The sequence below is a fragment of the Citromicrobium bathyomarinum genome (genome assembly GCF_038594485.1).
Taxonomy (GTDB): domain Bacteria; phylum Pseudomonadota; class Alphaproteobacteria; order Sphingomonadales; family Sphingomonadaceae; genus Alteriqipengyuania; species Alteriqipengyuania bathyomarina_A.
In genome coordinates this window covers 46,073-61,564 of the sequence record NZ_JBCFZG010000001.1, presented here as the reverse complement: position 1 = coordinate 61,564, position 15,492 = coordinate 46,073, and the positions used below count along the sequence as shown (strand labels likewise).

Sequence of the window (15,492 nt, the reverse complement as noted above, 5' to 3'; positions counted from 1 at the left end):
GCTGAGCGCGCTCGCCATGAGCACCGCACCGATTGCCGCATCGGCGCAGGACGTCGGCGACAGCATGGACCGGTTTATGGATGACATGGGCGCGGCGGCCAATGTCACCGGCCCGACTGCCTTCGAAGGCCAGTCGGCAGGCTATTACTCCATGGGCAATGTCTGGACGCGCTTTCCGCAGAAGACCACCAACATTGCCAATCTCCAGCTGCCGCGAGCACGGGCAGGTTGCGGCGGTATCGATATCTTCGCCGGGTCCTTCTCCTTCATCAATGCAAGCGAAATGGTCGCGCTCTTGAAAGCCGTCGCCAACAACGCGGTGGGATTTGCCTTCAGCCTCGCGATCGACACGATCTGCCCCGAGCGCAACAAGATCATGCAGGAGTTTTCGCAAAAGGCGCAGCTCATGAACGAGCTGTCGATCAACTCCTGCGAAATGGCGCAGGGCCTTGTCGGCGGTGTCTGGCCGCAGGGCGATCTTGCCGACAAGGCGATCTGCGAAGCGATCGGCAATTCGACCGGGATCTTTACCGACTACGCCGCTGCCAAGCATGGCTGCGGCACGCGCGGCCAGCGCGAAAGCACCAACAATGCCGGCGGAACCGACTTCGAGGACGTCAACCCCGGCGTGCCGCGCAATTATACCTGGCACGTGCTCAAGGAGAGCGCCTTCTTCAATCCCGGTGGCACCTTCGACCGCGATCTGGCCGAATATGCCATGACGCTGATCGGCACAGTGATCTATGTCCCGCCGAGCGACGATGATCCGGGCAGCTTCGTGCCCTTTGCCAGCGATGCTTCCTCGACGCTGGTGACCGCGCTGCTCGACGGGACGCAGGGTCAGAGCGTCCAGGTCTTTCGCTGCGACGAGCCCGATCTCTGCCTCAACCCCACCTTCCAGCAGCTGAGCCTGTCGTCGGCCAAGGCAATCCGTCCGCGCGTTGCGACCATGATCGGCAATATGGTGGAAGCGATCCGCGAGGATACCGCGATCGGCGCTGCAGAGATCGAATTGCTGCAGGTGGCTTCGCTCCCCTTGTACAAGATCCTCACCGTCCAGGCCGCCTATGGCCGCGGCATGGCGACCGATGATCGCGCCACGCTTGCCGAGGTCACCAGCATCGACCTGCTGCACGCGATCCTCGAGCGGATTTCTTCCGAAGCGAGCCGCTCGATGGCGAGTTTCATTGCCGCCGACGAAGCCAAGCTGACGCTCTGGCGTTCGCAGGTTGCCGAGGTCCGAAACCAGCTCGCCAGCAGGCAGGCCACCGGACAGGCACGCGTGACCGCCATCGTCCAGATCATCGAGAAGACCGCGATGATCGAGAACATGCTCGCCGCTTCCATGTCGCCTTCGATGGCCGCCGCGCTCGACTGGTCGCGCGGCATCCAGTCGCGCTCGATCGTTCCTTGAGGTAATCCCATGGTCGAAGTCTACACGGTCGGCGGCGGCGAATATCTCGTCAACGTCTTCAACGCGGTCGCCGCCTGGACCGGTGCGGGAGGTTACAAGAGCCTGATCCAGGTCGCGCTCGTCATGGGCATGGCGCTTGGCGTCATTGTGCTCGCCTTCAATCAGGACTGGCGCGCCTGGGTGAACTGGTTCCTTGGCGCAACGCTCATCTACATGTGCCTGATGGTGCCGCGCATGGACGTCCATGTCACGGACCGCGTCAATCCGAGCCTCGCGCCTGCAGAAGTCGCCAATGTCCCGCTGGGCCTTGCGCTGATGGCGAGTTTCACCAGCCAGGCAGGCGACTATCTCACCCGCTCGGCCGAACTGGTCTTCGGCCTGCCCGACGACCTCAACTATTCGAAGAACGGGATGATCTACGGCGCCCGGCTCCTGGAAGCGACGCGGGGCCTGCGCATTTCCGATCCCGAATTCGCCGCCAATCTCGACGAGCATTTCAAGCAATGCGTGTTCTACGACGTGCTGCTCGGCCGCTATTCGATGCAGGAGCTTGCCGAGAGCGCCGACATCTGGGCGACCATTGGCCCCGGCAGCGAAGCGCGCGCGCAGCGTTTCCTCATCCGCGACGTCAACACCGGCGAGGTGACTTCGGTCGTCACCACCTGCCGTGAAGCCTACAACACGCTTGGCACCCAGTGGGCGAGTCTCATCGATGATATGGGCAGCGCCTTCGGGCGCCAGCTCTATCCGCGTCAAACCGAAGCACTCGCCCGCGCCAAGCTCTTTGCCGACCTGCCCATTGCCTACAGCTACCTCTCAGGCGTTTCGAGCAATGCCAGCGGCATCTTCCGCCAGGTCCTCTCGATCAACGCCATGAACCAGGCGATGCACGGTTTTGCCGGGGCGAGCGGCATGGGCAGCATCGATGTCTTCGCCCAGACCCGCGCCGATATCCAGACCGAGCGCACCTATTCCTCGATCGCGCACAATTCGATGAAATGGGTGCCGATCCTCAATGTCGTGCTGACAGTCGTCTTCTACGCCCTCTTCCCGGTACTGTTCCCGCTTTTCCTTATGCCGCGGACCGGGCCGATTGCGCTGCGCGGCTATGTCACCGGGTTCTTCTACCTTGCCGCATGGGGACCGCTCTTCGTGATCCTCCACATGATCCTCATGTTCAAGGGTGCGAGCGATGTGGCTGCTGCGGGTGGCGACACCGGTCTCAGCCTGGCGACTTTTGCCGGAATGTCCGATGTAAACTCCGATATCGGCGTGCTCGCCGGCTATCTAGTCGCGTCAATTCCGTTCCTCGCGGGCGGCGTGGCGCGTGGCGCCATGGCGATCTCGGGCCAGGCGACCTCCTACCTCAATCCCAGCCAGAACGCCGCCGAGGAGGCCGCGCGCGAAGCGAGCACGGGGAACATCTCGCTCGGCAACACCAATCTTGAGAATTCGTCGGTCTTCTCGCGGCAGTTCGCGCAGGGCAATCTGGCACCCAATATCGCCTATGGCGCGGGCCAGACGCGCAGTTTCGGCGATAGCGGCACACAAACCACGGGCTTTCCAGTTGCCGAGTTCGCTCACGTTCCGACCTCGAGCTATCCCTTCTCGCCGACGCTGGGATCGGACTTCTCGAGCAGGCTGTCGACCATTGCCGGGCAAAGCCGCAGCCAGAGCGAGACCTATTCCAACCTCGCGCAGCAATCGACGAGCTCGGCGATCACTCGCTTCTTCGAACTTCGCGATGCCTATTCGACCGGCCAGTCGAACGAGACCGTCAGCGGCACCTCGTCGGGAGACAGCATCGGCACCGCCTTCAGCGAGATCGACAATGCCTCGCGCACGCTGCAGCAGCAGTTTGGCCTCTCACGGCGCGCCTCGGACGACATCACCGTCTCGTGGTTCCTGAATGGTGACGCGGGGCTGGGCCTTCGCGGGCAGAGAGGGCCGTTACGCGGCGATATTGGTTTGCGTGGTGGGCGAAACCAAAGCTGGACTGACAGCGATATCGGCATCGCCTCGGAAGATCGCTCGCGACTCTTGGCCGCGCTCACACAGATCTCCGAGAGCCGCAACTGGTCGAGCACACGCGAAGGTTTCCTGCGCGAGACGAGCGCAAGTTCGGAGAGCCTGGTTTCGACCACTGCCTCGGGCCTCAACACCTCGCTCACCGAGGCCCAGAGTTACACTATCGAGGCCCGCCGTGCCGAGGAGCTTGCCAGCCGTCTCGAGGACCAGGCAAGCTGGTACGAGAGTGCCAATGCTGCGGGTACGCTCAATCTCAGCCAGGCCTATCGCGAATGGGGAATGGCCGAGATCGAGGCCAATCGCGACTATTATGGCCCTGTCCGCTTCGACGATATCGCGTTTCAGATGAGTCCAGCCGGACAGCAATTGCAGGCTCGCTTTGTCGCCAGCTACGCCGACCGCATCCACGAAGATATCGAGGGCGAGCTTACCTTGCCCCCGGCCGCACCAATCTCGCGACCGAGTGTTGGGAGCAGAGGTGACGTCCGCGGGTCTGTGCGATTGGGATCGGTGCCAGGAAGCCTGTCGGAACCTTCATCCGCGCGGGAAGATATCGGCCGCGCGGTAGACCGTGTGCAGAGCCGCGGTGGGGACCGGGTCGATACCGTTGGAGACTACCTCGAGGGCCGCACACGCAATGCGCGGGGAGCAAGCGCGGAAGCGGCCGACGAGATCAAGGAATGGTAGGTCAGAGCAGGCCGTCGTAGATCACGACAAAGATAACGAATGCGACGAACAGTACGGCAAAGAGGATCAGGCCAGCTCGGCTCCAGGGGTCCGCCCACGCCTTCGTCCAACTGTACGCGGTCATTCGATTTTCAGCGATAGCTCGATCGATTTCGCGAAAGCCCTGCCAGTCTTCCTTAGATCGCGGCGGAGAGTTGTCAGGATTGGTCATCGATTGTCTCCTTCGCCAGATCCAGAGTGGCCTCTCCTCTTGGACGCGCCAGTCTCGAGAATGTCGAGCGTAGCCGAATTGTCCAGATATTTGAATTGCTCACTCGCACGCCCGTTCGTGATGCGGTCGTTCCCACACTGGCATGCACACGCCTCGGCGCCACACTCCGCAAGGTAGGCTTCCAGCCGCATCACGGTTTTGCGGCGCGGATTACGGCCATTCCTGAGATCGAGCACGAAGCGGGGATCGCCGACCGCCTCCCTCCCGAAGGTGGTCGCCGAAATGTCGTTATCTCTCAGATGGTTTTCGATCCGTTCCAGCAGGGTCATCTACAACTCGCATCGCTTCAAGAATCACTTGTGTTCTTGTTATGTTCTTAGTAGGAAGACATCCTCAGGTCTAGGAAGAATCCTACGATCCAGAACGAAGGCACGAGACGATGGAACATGTCCGACAAGAGCTCGACCGGCTCCTGCGTGAGCGGGGAAGCGGCTACGCCGCGATCTCGCGGATGCTCGGTCGCAACCCCAGCTACATCCAGCAGTTCATCAAGCGCGGTTCGCCCAAGACGCTCGAACCGGATGATCGCCGGATGCTCGCTTCCTTCCTGGGCGTCGACGAACACGTGCTCGGCGGGCCGGATAAGAGCGACAATGACGGCATGGTCGAAATCCCCATTCTCGATGTCCAGGCCTCAGCTGGGTTCGGGGCGATTGCGGCAAGCGAAAATGCCTACACAAGGTTCGGCTTCGACGAACGTTGGCTGCGCGCGCTTACCCCTGCCAAGAGCGCAAGCCTGTCGATCGTGCGCGTGCTGGGGGATTCGATGGAACCTACCCTCAGCGACGGTGACGAGGTCCTCGTCGATGCATCAGATCATGGTTCCCGGCTGCGCGATGGCATCTATGTCCTGCGCACGGACGATGTGCTGGCTGTCAAACGCATCGCCATCAAGCCGGGGGCGCGGCAGATCACCGTTGCCAGCGACAATCCCGCCTATCCGACGTGGAACGATATGGATCGTTCCGAAGTGCACGTGGTCGGGCGGGTCATCTGGTTCGGGCGGGCTCTTTAGGTCGCCTGCCGAAGCGACGTCATTTCATGTCGTCGGCCTGACTTCCCCTAGACAAACGTCGAAGCCAAGAGGCAGAAGCAATTGCGATATCAGTCGCGCCTGACTTGCATGAAAGCTATCCGAAGGCGCCTTCACTTCGACAAAGCGGACCGTTTTGCCCTTCCACAGGGTTAAGTCGGGCCAGCCTGAGCGAAGATCATAGGGCGCGGTAGCAAAGACATTGGCAATCTCTGCAAGACGATCGCTACCCAATGCCTCGAAGAGGCCGAAGACATGCTCTGCACGGACGCTGGGATAGAATGCGGGAGTATCGCCTGCGCTCGCTGAGATGATCTTCCAGTTGTCTTCGATCTGGGACCGGGTCGCTCGGGAAACCGAGGCGAGGAGTTGGTCTTTGGCAAATTTGTCCTGCGCGAAGGCGACATTCTGAGCATAGAGCGCTTCGACAAACGTATCGGCGTGGCGCGGATCAAGCCTTGGGAATGATGCAGCCTTGATCAATGTGAGGATCAAGCCGCCTTCGGAGGCAGCACCTGACCATCCTTGTTCAAGATAGTGTTCGAGCGCGGCGAATTCGACCAATGACCAGTCGTGGACCGTGTAAAGTCTCCAGTCCTTGCCGGTGCCCTTGTCGAGCATGATCACATCGTGCCCGATACCAAGACGTTCGGCCTGCTTTTCAAACCGACTCTGTCTCCCTCTCGCGCGTTTGACCTCCTGCTGCCCCGTTTCCTTGCGAAGCTTTTCAACCCTCCGGGCAACACCCACCTTTGGATCCAGCCTCAGCGCATCATCATAGGCCTTGATCGCCTTTTCCGGCTCGCCTTCTGTTTCATGCAATTCGCCCAGAAGACGAAACGCGCGGGCCTGGCTCCAAATCTCTCCCTCGCGCGCTGCGCGTCTCAGTCCAGCGGCGATGTCTTGCCGCATTTCGCGGTCAAGGGGAGCTAGCGATGACAGGACATCCTTGATCACGCCCAGATCACCAGCAGCGATACGGCGGCGCCGCCAGCCCTCTCGATCGACCATGGTGCCGGCAAGGTCGTAGATCGCTTGCTCGCCGTCCTTCAGGCAAATCACTACCCTGCCGGCATCACAATTCCAATTATAGCCATCGGCCCAACCGGTCTCGACTTCCCATCGCGCGATCTCCCGACCAGCTTCGAGGTCGAAAAGCATGTATCGACAACTGTCGTCGCTCCCTGGGGCATTGGCTGTCTGGCAGATTGCGTAACGACCGTCGGGAGACAGGCCGTTACTCATGAGATTGGCAGAAAACTGCTGCGCGATGAGCGTTTGGCCCTGTGAATCGCAGGCTACAAATCGACCGTGCAAGCCATGTCCGAACATCCAGTCGTGAAGGATGAAAGTGCCGTTGTCGGCGACTTTCCCCTCCTGCGGTCGCTCAAGCTTGCCCGATTTCACGATACTCTCGTCGAAAAGCAGCGACCAGGAGCCGTGCCCGCTCTCGCGGTTTCCACCGCGCAAACCGTCAGGCGTTCGGTCGGTCCAGATCAGACGGAACCGGCGATTGGGCGACCTAGCTTGATGGCCAACAAAATCGAGTTGCGGAATGCTGACAAGACCGTGAGCGAACTCGTCGATCTCGAGCCTTTCCTTTGACCGCGCGACCTGCCCTGCCTGGTCGGGAGCACGCTTACCGAACAGGCGCTCGAAGAAGCCCGTCATGCCTGATCGTTAAGACGGTGCTGCAGGTCGGCCACCGCCTCTATCACTTCATCGAAGGGTGGCGGTTCGCCGAAGATCATGACACTCATTGCGCGATAGTCTTGGCGCAAATCATCGATCATCCCTTTCTCCGGACACAGAGCAAACGTTGGGGCATGTGCCGACGCCAGGTCAAACGGCGGCCTGTTGAAGAACATGCGAGCATGGGCGACGCAGTCTTCGCCCAGCGGCTGGTCTGCCAGCGCTGCCTGGCCAGCGTCGGACTGGAGCAAACGGAACACATCGTAGTAATGGCGAGAAACACGTTGTCCGTTGCCGCGCAGTTGTCCTCGAATGTCGTACCAGCGCCGCAGTCCATGCAAGATGACGACCTTGTCCCAGAAGGTACGCTCGGCATCGACAACGGTGACGTTTGGCACGGCGACGTCGATATCCGGCACGTCGGCATCGACATAGGGTGTAATGGTTCGCAGTGAATTTGGGTCGAGCGCAGATTTCGCCCCTGACTCGATCTTCACGGACTTGGCGATATAGGCGTCGGTCGGAGTTGCACTGGGATAAACCAACAATAGTGTCTGTCGGTCTTGTGGGTCGGGCTTCACCTGTAGTGCGCCAGCTTCGATCCCCGTGCGCGCGCACGTTTCGTCGCATATTGCCGCAAGCCGTTCCAGCAATGACCCGTTGATAAAGGCCTCACAGGCTTCGCGGATTTCGTCGAGCGCGGCTTGCCGTTTCTTGCCACTGAGCGCTGCGAGTTCTTCGACCGAAGCCGGATGTCCCAGATCATCGCGGAAGACAGTCACATCGATGTCTTCGGAAAAGCGTTCGATCAAACCGAAAGCCTTCGACAGCGAAGTGCCTCCCTTGAACAGCAGCCGCGGCCCCTCTCCAAGCCCGTTGAACAGCGCATCGAGCGTCCAGCAGACCCAGAGATCCTTTTCTACGTTCTGCGGCGTCGTACCGAGCCTCTGCGCGGTTGCTGTATATAGCCCGCTGCGTGTTTCTGCATCGGCACGCAGGATTTCATCGAATGAAGGGTTCACGAGAACGATGCCTGATCGCGCAGCAGAGGGCGGAGGAGATCCTGCATCCAGGCGGGAAGCGTAGCGAAGCCATCCGTCAGATCAGCTCGCAACTTTTCGCCGTGCAAAGGATCGGCGAGGAGGCTGATCAGGCGATCTTGCCAATCTGCAACATCGTCACCAGGCATCGTATCGCGCAGCCAGTGCAGGGCTTGAACGATCCGCATCGCCGGGCGCCCGGCCCAATAGAGTTTACTCGCAGCCGTCTGCTTGAATTCGATGGTGAGATTGCCAAGCTTGATCAACTTCGGCCTTGCTTCGCTGTGAACGACAATTTTCGCCGGCACTGCATTTGTAAGACCGAGGTCGTTTGCGGCCGTCATACCGTCAACCAGCACACGTATCTGATCGCGGCGCGCAACTGCCTCGACAATGGCACGATGATCGGGTGCACTTTTTTCCCTGGTCAGGCTGTTGATGCCCGGTTTGTCGTACAGTCCACGGTCAATCCTGCGCAGGTCTCCTGCCTTCACCAGGCGTTGAAGTGTCTTGTCGACAGCATCCCGGCTTGCGAGATCGAGGAAGTCCGATGGCGTCCAGACAGCATTCTTCGCCCCCTTTGCGATACGCTCGAGGATTTGCGACTTTAGCGGAGAGATTTCAACGCCCATGTCCGAAATATGTAGCATAATTTCGGACAAAGTCGAGCCGGAAGCTGTCCGAAAAATGTAGATGAATTTCGGACAGCACCGAAGGCCAATCCTTCCCGCCCCCTATAACCTTCCAGAATAATCCAGAAGCAAGAATTCGGCATTCGGAATATATGATGCAGAAACAGTCAATCAGTCGAATAAGAATGCGCAAAGCCAAATTAGCCCAACCATGAAGAGCCCGGAGTGCGACCAATCATCCGGTCGTAGGTATCTTCGCCCTCTTCCTCGTCATCGTTCTGAAAACGCCTGACGGGGGCAGGCCCGAGATGAAGCAGCGTATATGTCTTATCGAAACGCTCGGAAAGGAACGTCTCTTCAACGCAGGGCTCCTTCAGCCAAGTGAAGGCATTGTGTTCGATGCGCCCTTTGCCGTTATCGAGCAAATGCGTCTGCGCGGCCAACGAACCGGATGGCAAGGACACAGGCGGCAGGTTTGCCGTCTTGATGAACGCACCCGTCCGCAATGCTTTTGGGCTCGACCTTGCCCAAAGCACATAACCATCTCTCGATACCACGAACATCGAACGCTTCTCGGTGAACTGTAGCCACCGCAGCGTCGCAGCGGAAAGAGACACCCCGTAGCGCTCGGCACAGGCACCAAGCTCATCGAAGCCGGGTTGGGCGCTGGGCGTAATCTGCCGCTGGAAGTCGTCCCTTGGCATAAGCAGGCTTGCAGCGAACTCGTTCGCCTGCTGCTCGATCTGGCCATACTCGCTGTCCCATTTCGCCATATCTTCGGCGCTGCATTGCAAGCCATCGGGAAACTGGTGCCTGTGTACGAGATAGTGGCCAAACTCGTGAGCGAGGGTGAAGTTGATCCGGCCGGGGGACTTGATCTCCGAATTGTAGATGATGCCCCAGCCCTTCTTGCCAGGCGGGGCCTTGTAAAGCCCGCCTTCAAAGCGATCGAGGTCGCCACCTTTGATAAGCGTGACGGGGTCATTGGGGAAAACCTGATGCGAATAGTCCTTTGCCAGCGACTTCACATCAACGGGAAAGCGGTCGTCGCCGTCGCGGGCATTGAGAAGCAGGGTCAGGTCAATGGCCCAGCGTTGCGGCGACTTGTTATCCATTATTCGCTGTCATCCCACATTTCGGCGATCTTGCGGATTTTCTCCCGCGTTTCGGCGGGCATACTTCTGTATTTCCTGTAGAATTGCGCATCGACGGCATCGACTTCGGCAACTTTGTTCTGGTCATCGAGAAGATACTCAATTGTCACCCCCAGCTGTTCGGCAATCTTCGACAGCTTCTCTGCCGATGGGCGGGGTGGATTCTTGTTTTCCAGCTCCCAGATGTAGCTCTTGCTGGAGCCGGTCAGCTCCGCGAGCTTGTCGAGCGTCAGCTTCTTCTCCTTACGCAAGTCACGAATCTTGTCGCCTAAGACATTGGCCATAAGCGGTCCTCCTCAAAAAGTTCGGTGTAGGCATACAATAACCTCTTGACTTCCGATTTTCAAGCAATATATGATGTTCGGAGTAGGCGCACTTTTTTTGCGTCATAAATGTTAAACAATGAGGTATCCGCCAATGAGCAAAGGCCCGAAAAGCCACCACGTGGTCCCGAATCCCAACGGGGGCTGGGATGTAAAGAAGGGCGGCGCCAGCCGCGCCAGCAGCCACCACAGCACGAAACGCGAAGCCATCGATCGCGGCCGCGAAATCAGCCGCAATCAAAGCACCGAGTTTCGCATCCATAACCAGGACGGAAAGATCGCCCGCAGCGATAGCCACGGCAACGATCCCTGCCCGCCTAAAGACAAGAAATAGGAGGTTCGCATGACGAACGACAAAGACAAGAAAGAGAAGGAAACCACGGTCATCGTGAACGGTCGCGAGAAGGTCGTGAACGGCAAAGAAATCTGCTTCGACGAACTGGTGAAGCTGGCTTTCGACAATCCGCCGACCGGCCAGAACATCTGCTTCACGATCACCTACCGCAAGGCGATGGGCAACAAGCCCGAAGGCACTCTTGCCGAAGGCGAATGCGTGAAGGTCAAGAAGGGAACTATCTTCAATGTTACCGCAACTGATAAGTCGTAGCGACGATCTGAAGCGGCTGTTTGATGATGGCTATGAGCTGTCCATCGTGGGTGGGCAGCTCGTAGTCAGCAACATTCCCTATGTTGCGGCGGACAAGACCGTGAAGCGCGCCGCGCTGGTAAGCGAGCTGCGCCTGTCCGATGACACGACGCTGGCACCAAAAACCCATGTGATGAAATTCACCGGCGACCATCCTTGCGACAAGAATGGCAAGGAGCTGGCATACATGAAGCACAGCATCAAGAACGAAGTGATTGGCGACGGGAATACCGTCACACGTTCGTTCTCATGCAAGCCGACCACAGGCCCCTACCCTGACTATTATGCGAAGGTAACGACCTACGCCGAGATGATATCGGTTCATGCGCAGCAGCTTGAGCCAGGAGCAACGGGGCGCACTCATGCTGTGACCCAGATTGATGAACCCGACAGTCCCTTCCGCTACCTCGACAATGCCTCCGGCCTCGCTGGTATTACCGACATGGCGCAGCGCGTTGCTGGTAAGAAGGTGGGCATTGTCGGCCTTGGAGGAAGCGGTTCCTTCGTCCTCGACCTGATTGCCAAGAGCTGGGTGGCCGAGATCCACCTCTATGATGGCGACGACCTTATTCAGCACAACGCTTTCCGCTGCCCTGGCGCGGTATCGGCTGAGACGTTGCGTGACAGGCCGATGAAGGCCGATCATTACGCAGCCATCTATGACGTTTTCCGCAAGGGCGTCGTGCCCCACCCCTATTACATCACCGAAGCCAATCTGGCCGAACTGGACGAACTCGACTTCATCTTCATCTGCGTCGACAAGGGAAGCGCGAAGGAGAAGATCGTCGACCATCTGGAAGCAACGGGAAAGAGCTTCATCGATGTCGGCATGGGCGTCGAAATCGCCGACGGGAAGCTGCTTGGCGTGGTCCGCACCAGCACCAGCACGCCCGAGGACCGCGACACGTTGCGGAAGTTCGTCCGGTTCGGCGATGGCGAGGAAGATGCCGCCTACACGAAAAATGTGCAGATTGCGGAACTTAACGCGCTCAACGCGTGCCTTGCCGTGATAAAATGGAAAAAACTGAACGGGATTTATCTCGACCTCGAAGGCGAGATGAACGCGAACTACACAATAGACGGGAACCACATGTCGAATGAATAAGCGCGCCCACCTCAGTCCAGAATTTGTAGACACCATTCCAGCGACAATCGAACAAGGCAAAATCTACATCTCGATTGATTTTGCGACGGCTATTCATAGCTGCGCCTGCGGGTGCGGGATGGAGGTGGTCACCCCCTTCTCGCCGACCGACTGGAAGCTGGTGTTCGACGGAGTTTCCATTTCGCTGTCACCATCAATCGGGAACTGGAGCTTCCCGTGCCGTTCGCATTACTGGATCAGGCAGAATCAGGTCCACTGGGCGGGAGACTGGACCGACGAAGAGATTAACGCCGGACGCGCGAATGATCGCAGAAGCAAGGAGCATCACTACGGAATCGGCACCCTAAGTAGCACATCAAGCAAGAAGACGCTGAAAAAGCCGGGGTTCTGGAAGCGTTGGTTCGGCTGGCTAATAAATTGATCGGGCTTATTGGCCTTGGGGCGTGCCATCATGGTGGTTTGACACCATCCAAGTGGTCGGCTCAATGGAGCTCAAGCTCACCATTGCGCGGAGGACCTCCCCTCAAATCCCAAAGTCCATGGAGCGATTGCGCTCCTTGGCGAGTTCCGGCTCGGGAGCCTTGGGGTTCTTCTCAGTTACATCCTTGCCCGCCCCGACCTGCGCGGCCACTTTCAAACGCTCAGTCACCTCAAGCGCCGATGATTTCTCGCCCCTGTTCTTCGAGACTGCCGCCCCGAGTCTTGCGGCGCTGTCGACCACGAGAGTCAAATGATCACGCAAGCGCGTGACAGTCACGAGGAAGGTCTTCTGGTTGGCAAGGTTGCGCTCGCGGCTGTCCATCACGGCAATGCCGCGGTCGGAGGTGAGGCCCTGAGCCATGTGAGCGTTGAGGGCGTAGGCAAGATCAAGGCGCTTCAGCATCGGATCGTCTTTTCCGAGCCTTTGCTCAACACCCTTGGAGGTCTCGACGGTGACGCGATCGCCATCGATCTGGACAACCCGGGCCTGGTCGGCATTGAACAGCCCGCGCCGATGGTCGTTCCGGGTCCAGCGAACGCGCTCACCTTGATGTATTTCGAGCTTGCGCAGGTCGAACAGCGACAGGTTGTCGTCCTTGCCCGTTCTGCCGATCCGAGACGGCTTGAGCTTGTGCAGCTTGCCTTGCCTGTCCTCAAGCTCAACGGTGTCCTTACGGTCGTCGACCTTCCGCACCGCATATTCGCCGCGCTTGAGGCCAAGTGCGCGCTCAAGTTTCGCGACCTCGAGAACCATTCCAGGCTTGTAGGCGGCAAGGTAGCGTAGTTCCTCGCGCGTGAGATTGACGCGGTCGAGAACCTCCAGCTGGATCTTCTCAGGGCCGATCTCGCCAATGGCGGCAAGGCCGGTCTGGACTGCCTCGTTGACGGCGGCGCGGATCTTGCGGCCCGAGGCATAGATCGCTGTCCTCTCCCGCTCTTCCGGTGAAAGCGCCAGCCATCGTTCGGCAGCGAGTATGGCCCCATCGCCCTTGGCTTCGACCGTGTTCTCCTTGAGGTGGTCTAGCGCCGTGCGAACCAGCCCCGCCTGCGCCGCTGCCTGTGCCTCGCGCAGGACCGGATCGCGGCCGCGCAAATTGGTATTCATCTGCGCCTGGGCAATGCCTCCCTGTTGCAGGAGGTCGAAAGGCTTGCCGGCATCGACCGCACCCAACTGCTTGCGGTCCCCCATCAAAGCAAGCCGCTGGGCACCGGCGCGATTGGCGATGCGGATAAGCTGTTCCTTGTCGGCGTTGGAGACCATCGAGGCCTCGTCGAGGATGAGGACGCTGCCGCCTAATTCCTTGCGCGCCTCACGATCGAGGCCGGACCGTGCTTCCCCCTCGCTGATCGCTCCCCACCGCTTGAGGAAGCTCGCGAGGGTCTGCGCCTCGATCCCTGTGTCGCGTTCGAGCATCTGCACCAGCGTGTTCTGCACCGAGATACCGAGCACCTTGTGACCTTCTTCCCGCAGCACATCGGCGACGGGCTTCAAGACACTCGACTTGCCCGCACCGGCAACGCCCTGCACTGCAATGGTCCGATCGCGCGAAGTCAGGATAAGCCGCGCAGCGCCAAGTTGCCCCTCGTTCAGCTTGAAGCCCTGATTGGCGAGAGCCGATGCCTGTACGCTGGCGTCAGCTCTGCGTTCGGTGATGATGGGTTCGACCGCACCCTTGCCTTCGTTTGCCCAGGCGAGGATCCGCGCCTCGCGCTCGACTTCCTCGTGGCTTGCCAGCCATCCCTTGTGCTCGCCCTTGCCCCGCAGCAACTGCCCCGAACGTACGAGCGAGCGGACCGCCTTCTCGACGTGCGCGATGGTCGTGGGCAGGCCAAAATCGAGCGCTGCCTTGTACAGGTCTTCGCGCGCAAACCCCGCCTCGCGTTGCGACAGGTGGCGCATGGCAGATGCGACAGCCTGGGCCGCCGCTATCTCTTGAGGACCTCGCTTCAGGACATGATCCGGAACAAGCGGATCACGTTCTTTGCCTTTGATGCGTTCGGCAAAATCCTTGAGCAGCGCCAGCCCGCGCTCGGCCAGGCTGGGCATTTTCGTATCGGCAGCGTCGCGTTCGCTTGCTCTCGTCTTCGCGGTATCGATCAGTCTCGGAAGATCGAGGCCGACTGTCTGCGCCGCCGCCTGCCACTGCTCACCGAGGACCGCGCGATCCTCGATCGGGTGCTTGGGCGAACGGGTGGCAAGTGCCGCCACTTTGCCTGCTTCCAGCCCCGGACCACGGCGCGCTTCAAGCACCTCCTTGCGCCGCGAGGAGAAAGCCATCACCTGCTCGCGCGAAATTCCGCGCGCCTCGAAATTGCCGTGCTTGCCAACCGGGCCGGTCTCGTAGCCAAGCTTTTCGACCGCGATCCGGAAGCGCGCCATGGCCATCGAGTTGAGCAGCGTGCCGAGCGCAAAGAGCCTGTCGTTCTTCAGCGTGCGCCATTTGCCGTCCTTGCCTTGCGTCACATTGGCGATCACCGCGTGGAAGTGCAGGTTGGGTTCCTGGTTGCGGTTGGTGTCGTGCTGGAAGAGGCCGATGGCAAGGTTGCCGGTCGCCACGGTCCTGACCTTACCGCGTTCGACAAGGCGGGTTTCAGCAGCGTTCTTTTCGGCCCATTTGAGGGCCTCGGTTACCGCCTCGCGGTAGGCAGCAACAATCCGCTCGTCCTTGCCGACCAGCGCCAGCAGCGACCAGCTCTTGGGCAGCGAGAAGGTAAGATCTGTGCCCGGCCGATGCGCCTGGCCGGGATTGCCGACGCTCGACCCATCGGGGAGCTCACCGCGCAACAAGGCATCGAATTGCTTCGTCTCGACGCGTCCCGAAAGACCGAGCGATTTCGCGCCTTCGCCGACCCATTGCCCGGACCGATCGGCATCGGCCCGGGCATAGTAATTGTCGTCGGCAAAGTAGCTGGCCGCAGCCGAGGGCGAACGCACATTGGCGATTGAGAGCATGGCCTAGTCCTCCAACGAGCCCACTGCTGCCCCG

15 protein-coding genes are annotated in these 15,492 nt (G+C 59.7%); 7 read left to right on the top strand and 8 right to left on the bottom strand.

Annotation, left to right across the window (positions count from 1 at the left end; genetic code table 11):
• The first annotated feature begins 16 nt into the window (after window positions 1-16).
• The gene (locus tag AAG591_RS00265) at window positions 17-1,414 is read left to right on the top strand and encodes a conjugal transfer protein TraH (protein WP_425341617.1); all 1,398 of its coding nucleotides are present in this window, start codon (window positions 17-19) and stop codon (window positions 1,412-1,414) included.
• A 9-nt stretch (window positions 1,415-1,423) separates the two neighbouring features.
• The gene (locus tag AAG591_RS00260) at window positions 1,424-4,129 is read left to right on the top strand and encodes a conjugal transfer protein TraG N-terminal domain-containing protein (protein ID WP_299310188.1); all 2,706 of its coding nucleotides are present in this window, start codon (window positions 1,424-1,426) and stop codon (window positions 4,127-4,129) included.
• A 1-nt stretch (window position 4,130) separates the two neighbouring features.
• On the opposite strand, the gene AAG591_RS00255 is transcribed toward AAG591_RS00260, so the two are convergent.
• Window positions 4,131-4,340: a hypothetical protein gene (locus tag AAG591_RS00255; protein ID WP_342528934.1), complete on the bottom strand. Its 210-nt coding sequence runs from the start codon at window positions 4,338-4,340 to the stop codon at window positions 4,131-4,133.
• Complete coding sequence (locus tag AAG591_RS00250; RefSeq protein WP_342528933.1) at window positions 4,337-4,669, bottom strand: hypothetical protein; 333 nt, start codon at window positions 4,667-4,669, stop codon at window positions 4,337-4,339. Before AAG591_RS00250 ends, AAG591_RS00255 begins: the two co-directional genes overlap by 4 nt.
• A gap of 110 nt (window positions 4,670-4,779) precedes the next feature.
• Between AAG591_RS00250 and AAG591_RS00245 the strand changes: the two genes are divergently transcribed.
• Window positions 4,780-5,415 (top strand): LexA family transcriptional regulator, encoded by a 636-nt coding sequence (locus AAG591_RS00245; RefSeq protein ID WP_299310190.1) that lies wholly within the window; start codon window positions 4,780-4,782, stop codon window positions 5,413-5,415.
• A gap of 24 nt (window positions 5,416-5,439) precedes the next feature.
• On the opposite strand, the gene AAG591_RS00240 is transcribed toward AAG591_RS00245, so the two are convergent.
• From AAG591_RS00240 to AAG591_RS00220, 5 genes are all read right to left on the bottom strand, one after another.
• Window positions 5,440-7,104: a VRR-NUC domain-containing protein gene (locus AAG591_RS00240; protein WP_299310191.1), complete on the bottom strand. Its 1,665-nt coding sequence runs from the start codon at window positions 7,102-7,104 to the stop codon at window positions 5,440-5,442.
• On the bottom strand, window positions 7,101-8,147 hold the full coding sequence (locus AAG591_RS00235; RefSeq protein ID WP_239806599.1) for a nucleotidyl transferase AbiEii/AbiGii toxin family protein: 1,047 nt from the start codon (window positions 8,145-8,147) through the stop codon (window positions 7,101-7,103). The genes AAG591_RS00240 and AAG591_RS00235 overlap by 4 nt, the downstream gene beginning before the upstream one ends.
• Window positions 8,144-8,797, bottom strand: a complete 654-nt coding sequence (locus AAG591_RS00230; protein WP_342528932.1) for a DUF6088 family protein — start codon at window positions 8,795-8,797, stop codon at window positions 8,144-8,146. Before AAG591_RS00230 ends, AAG591_RS00235 begins: the two co-directional genes overlap by 4 nt.
• 200 nt (window positions 8,798-8,997) lie before the next feature.
• Window positions 8,998-9,912 (bottom strand): ImmA/IrrE family metallo-endopeptidase, encoded by a 915-nt coding sequence (locus AAG591_RS00225; protein WP_239806597.1) that lies wholly within the window; start codon window positions 9,910-9,912, stop codon window positions 8,998-9,000.
• Window positions 9,912-10,235, bottom strand: a complete 324-nt coding sequence (locus tag AAG591_RS00220) for a helix-turn-helix domain-containing protein (protein ID WP_239806596.1) — start codon at window positions 10,233-10,235, stop codon at window positions 9,912-9,914. The genes AAG591_RS00225 and AAG591_RS00220 overlap by 1 nt, the downstream gene beginning before the upstream one ends.
• A 133-nt stretch (window positions 10,236-10,368) precedes the next feature.
• Here AAG591_RS00220 and AAG591_RS00215 point away from each other — a divergent pair, with 133 nt between their 5' ends.
• The 4 genes from AAG591_RS00215 to AAG591_RS00200 are packed head-to-tail and all read left to right on the top strand — an operon-like array spanning window position 10,369 to window position 12,446.
• Complete coding sequence (locus tag AAG591_RS00215) at window positions 10,369-10,608, top strand: DUF2188 domain-containing protein (protein WP_239806595.1); 240 nt, start codon at window positions 10,369-10,371, stop codon at window positions 10,606-10,608.
• Between the two features lie 9 nt (window positions 10,609-10,617).
• Complete coding sequence (locus AAG591_RS00210) at window positions 10,618-10,881, top strand: multiubiquitin domain-containing protein (RefSeq protein WP_299310193.1); 264 nt, start codon at window positions 10,618-10,620, stop codon at window positions 10,879-10,881.
• The gene (locus AAG591_RS00205; protein WP_299310194.1) at window positions 10,856-12,025 is read left to right on the top strand and encodes a ThiF family adenylyltransferase; all 1,170 of its coding nucleotides are present in this window, start codon (window positions 10,856-10,858) and stop codon (window positions 12,023-12,025) included. The genes AAG591_RS00210 and AAG591_RS00205 overlap by 26 nt, the downstream gene beginning before the upstream one ends.
• Entirely contained in the window at window positions 12,018-12,446 is a 429-nt protein-coding gene (locus tag AAG591_RS00200; RefSeq protein ID WP_239806592.1) for a ubiquitination-like system serine protease family protein, read from the top strand. The genes AAG591_RS00205 and AAG591_RS00200 overlap by 8 nt, the downstream gene beginning before the upstream one ends.
• 102 nt (window positions 12,447-12,548) lie before the next feature.
• Here the strand turns inward: AAG591_RS00200 and mobF are convergent, their stop codons facing one another.
• Window positions 12,549-15,458 carry a MobF family relaxase gene (mobF, locus tag AAG591_RS00195; RefSeq protein WP_299310195.1) on the bottom strand — a complete coding sequence of 970 codons (2,910 nt, stop codon included), beginning with the start codon at window positions 15,456-15,458 and terminating at the stop codon, window positions 12,549-12,551.
• Window positions 15,459-15,492 lie beyond the last annotated feature (34 nt).

Coding starts and splice junctions, on each gene's coding strand:
- AAG591_RS00240 (WP_299310191.1), bottom strand. CDS start 7,104: ATGACGGGCTTCTTCGAGCGCCTGTTCGGTAAGCGTGCTCCCGACCAG.
- AAG591_RS00265 (WP_425341617.1), top strand. CDS start 17: ATGAGCACCGCACCGATTGCCGCATCGGCGCAGGACGTCGGCGACAGC.
- AAG591_RS00220 (WP_239806596.1), bottom strand. CDS start 10,235: ATGGCCAATGTCTTAGGCGACAAGATTCGTGACTTGCGTAAGGAGAAG.
- AAG591_RS00230 (WP_342528932.1), bottom strand. CDS start 8,797: ATGGGCGTTGAAATCTCTCCGCTAAAGTCGCAAATCCTCGAGCGTATC.
- mobF (WP_299310195.1), bottom strand. CDS start 15,458: ATGCTCTCAATCGCCAATGTGCGTTCGCCCTCGGCTGCGGCCAGCTAC.
- AAG591_RS00245 (WP_299310190.1), top strand. CDS start 4,780: ATGGAACATGTCCGACAAGAGCTCGACCGGCTCCTGCGTGAGCGGGGA.
- AAG591_RS00255 (WP_342528934.1), bottom strand. CDS start 4,340: ATGACCAATCCTGACAACTCTCCGCCGCGATCTAAGGAAGACTGGCAG.
- AAG591_RS00205 (WP_299310194.1), top strand. CDS start 10,856: ATGTTACCGCAACTGATAAGTCGTAGCGACGATCTGAAGCGGCTGTTT.
- AAG591_RS00210 (WP_299310193.1), top strand. CDS start 10,618: ATGACGAACGACAAAGACAAGAAAGAGAAGGAAACCACGGTCATCGTG.
- AAG591_RS00260 (WP_299310188.1), top strand. CDS start 1,424: ATGGTCGAAGTCTACACGGTCGGCGGCGGCGAATATCTCGTCAACGTC.
- AAG591_RS00200 (WP_239806592.1), top strand. CDS start 12,018: ATGAATAAGCGCGCCCACCTCAGTCCAGAATTTGTAGACACCATTCCA.
- AAG591_RS00225 (WP_239806597.1), bottom strand. CDS start 9,912: ATGGATAACAAGTCGCCGCAACGCTGGGCCATTGACCTGACCCTGCTT.
- AAG591_RS00215 (WP_239806595.1), top strand. CDS start 10,369: ATGAGCAAAGGCCCGAAAAGCCACCACGTGGTCCCGAATCCCAACGGG.
- AAG591_RS00250 (WP_342528933.1), bottom strand. CDS start 4,669: ATGACCCTGCTGGAACGGATCGAAAACCATCTGAGAGATAACGACATT.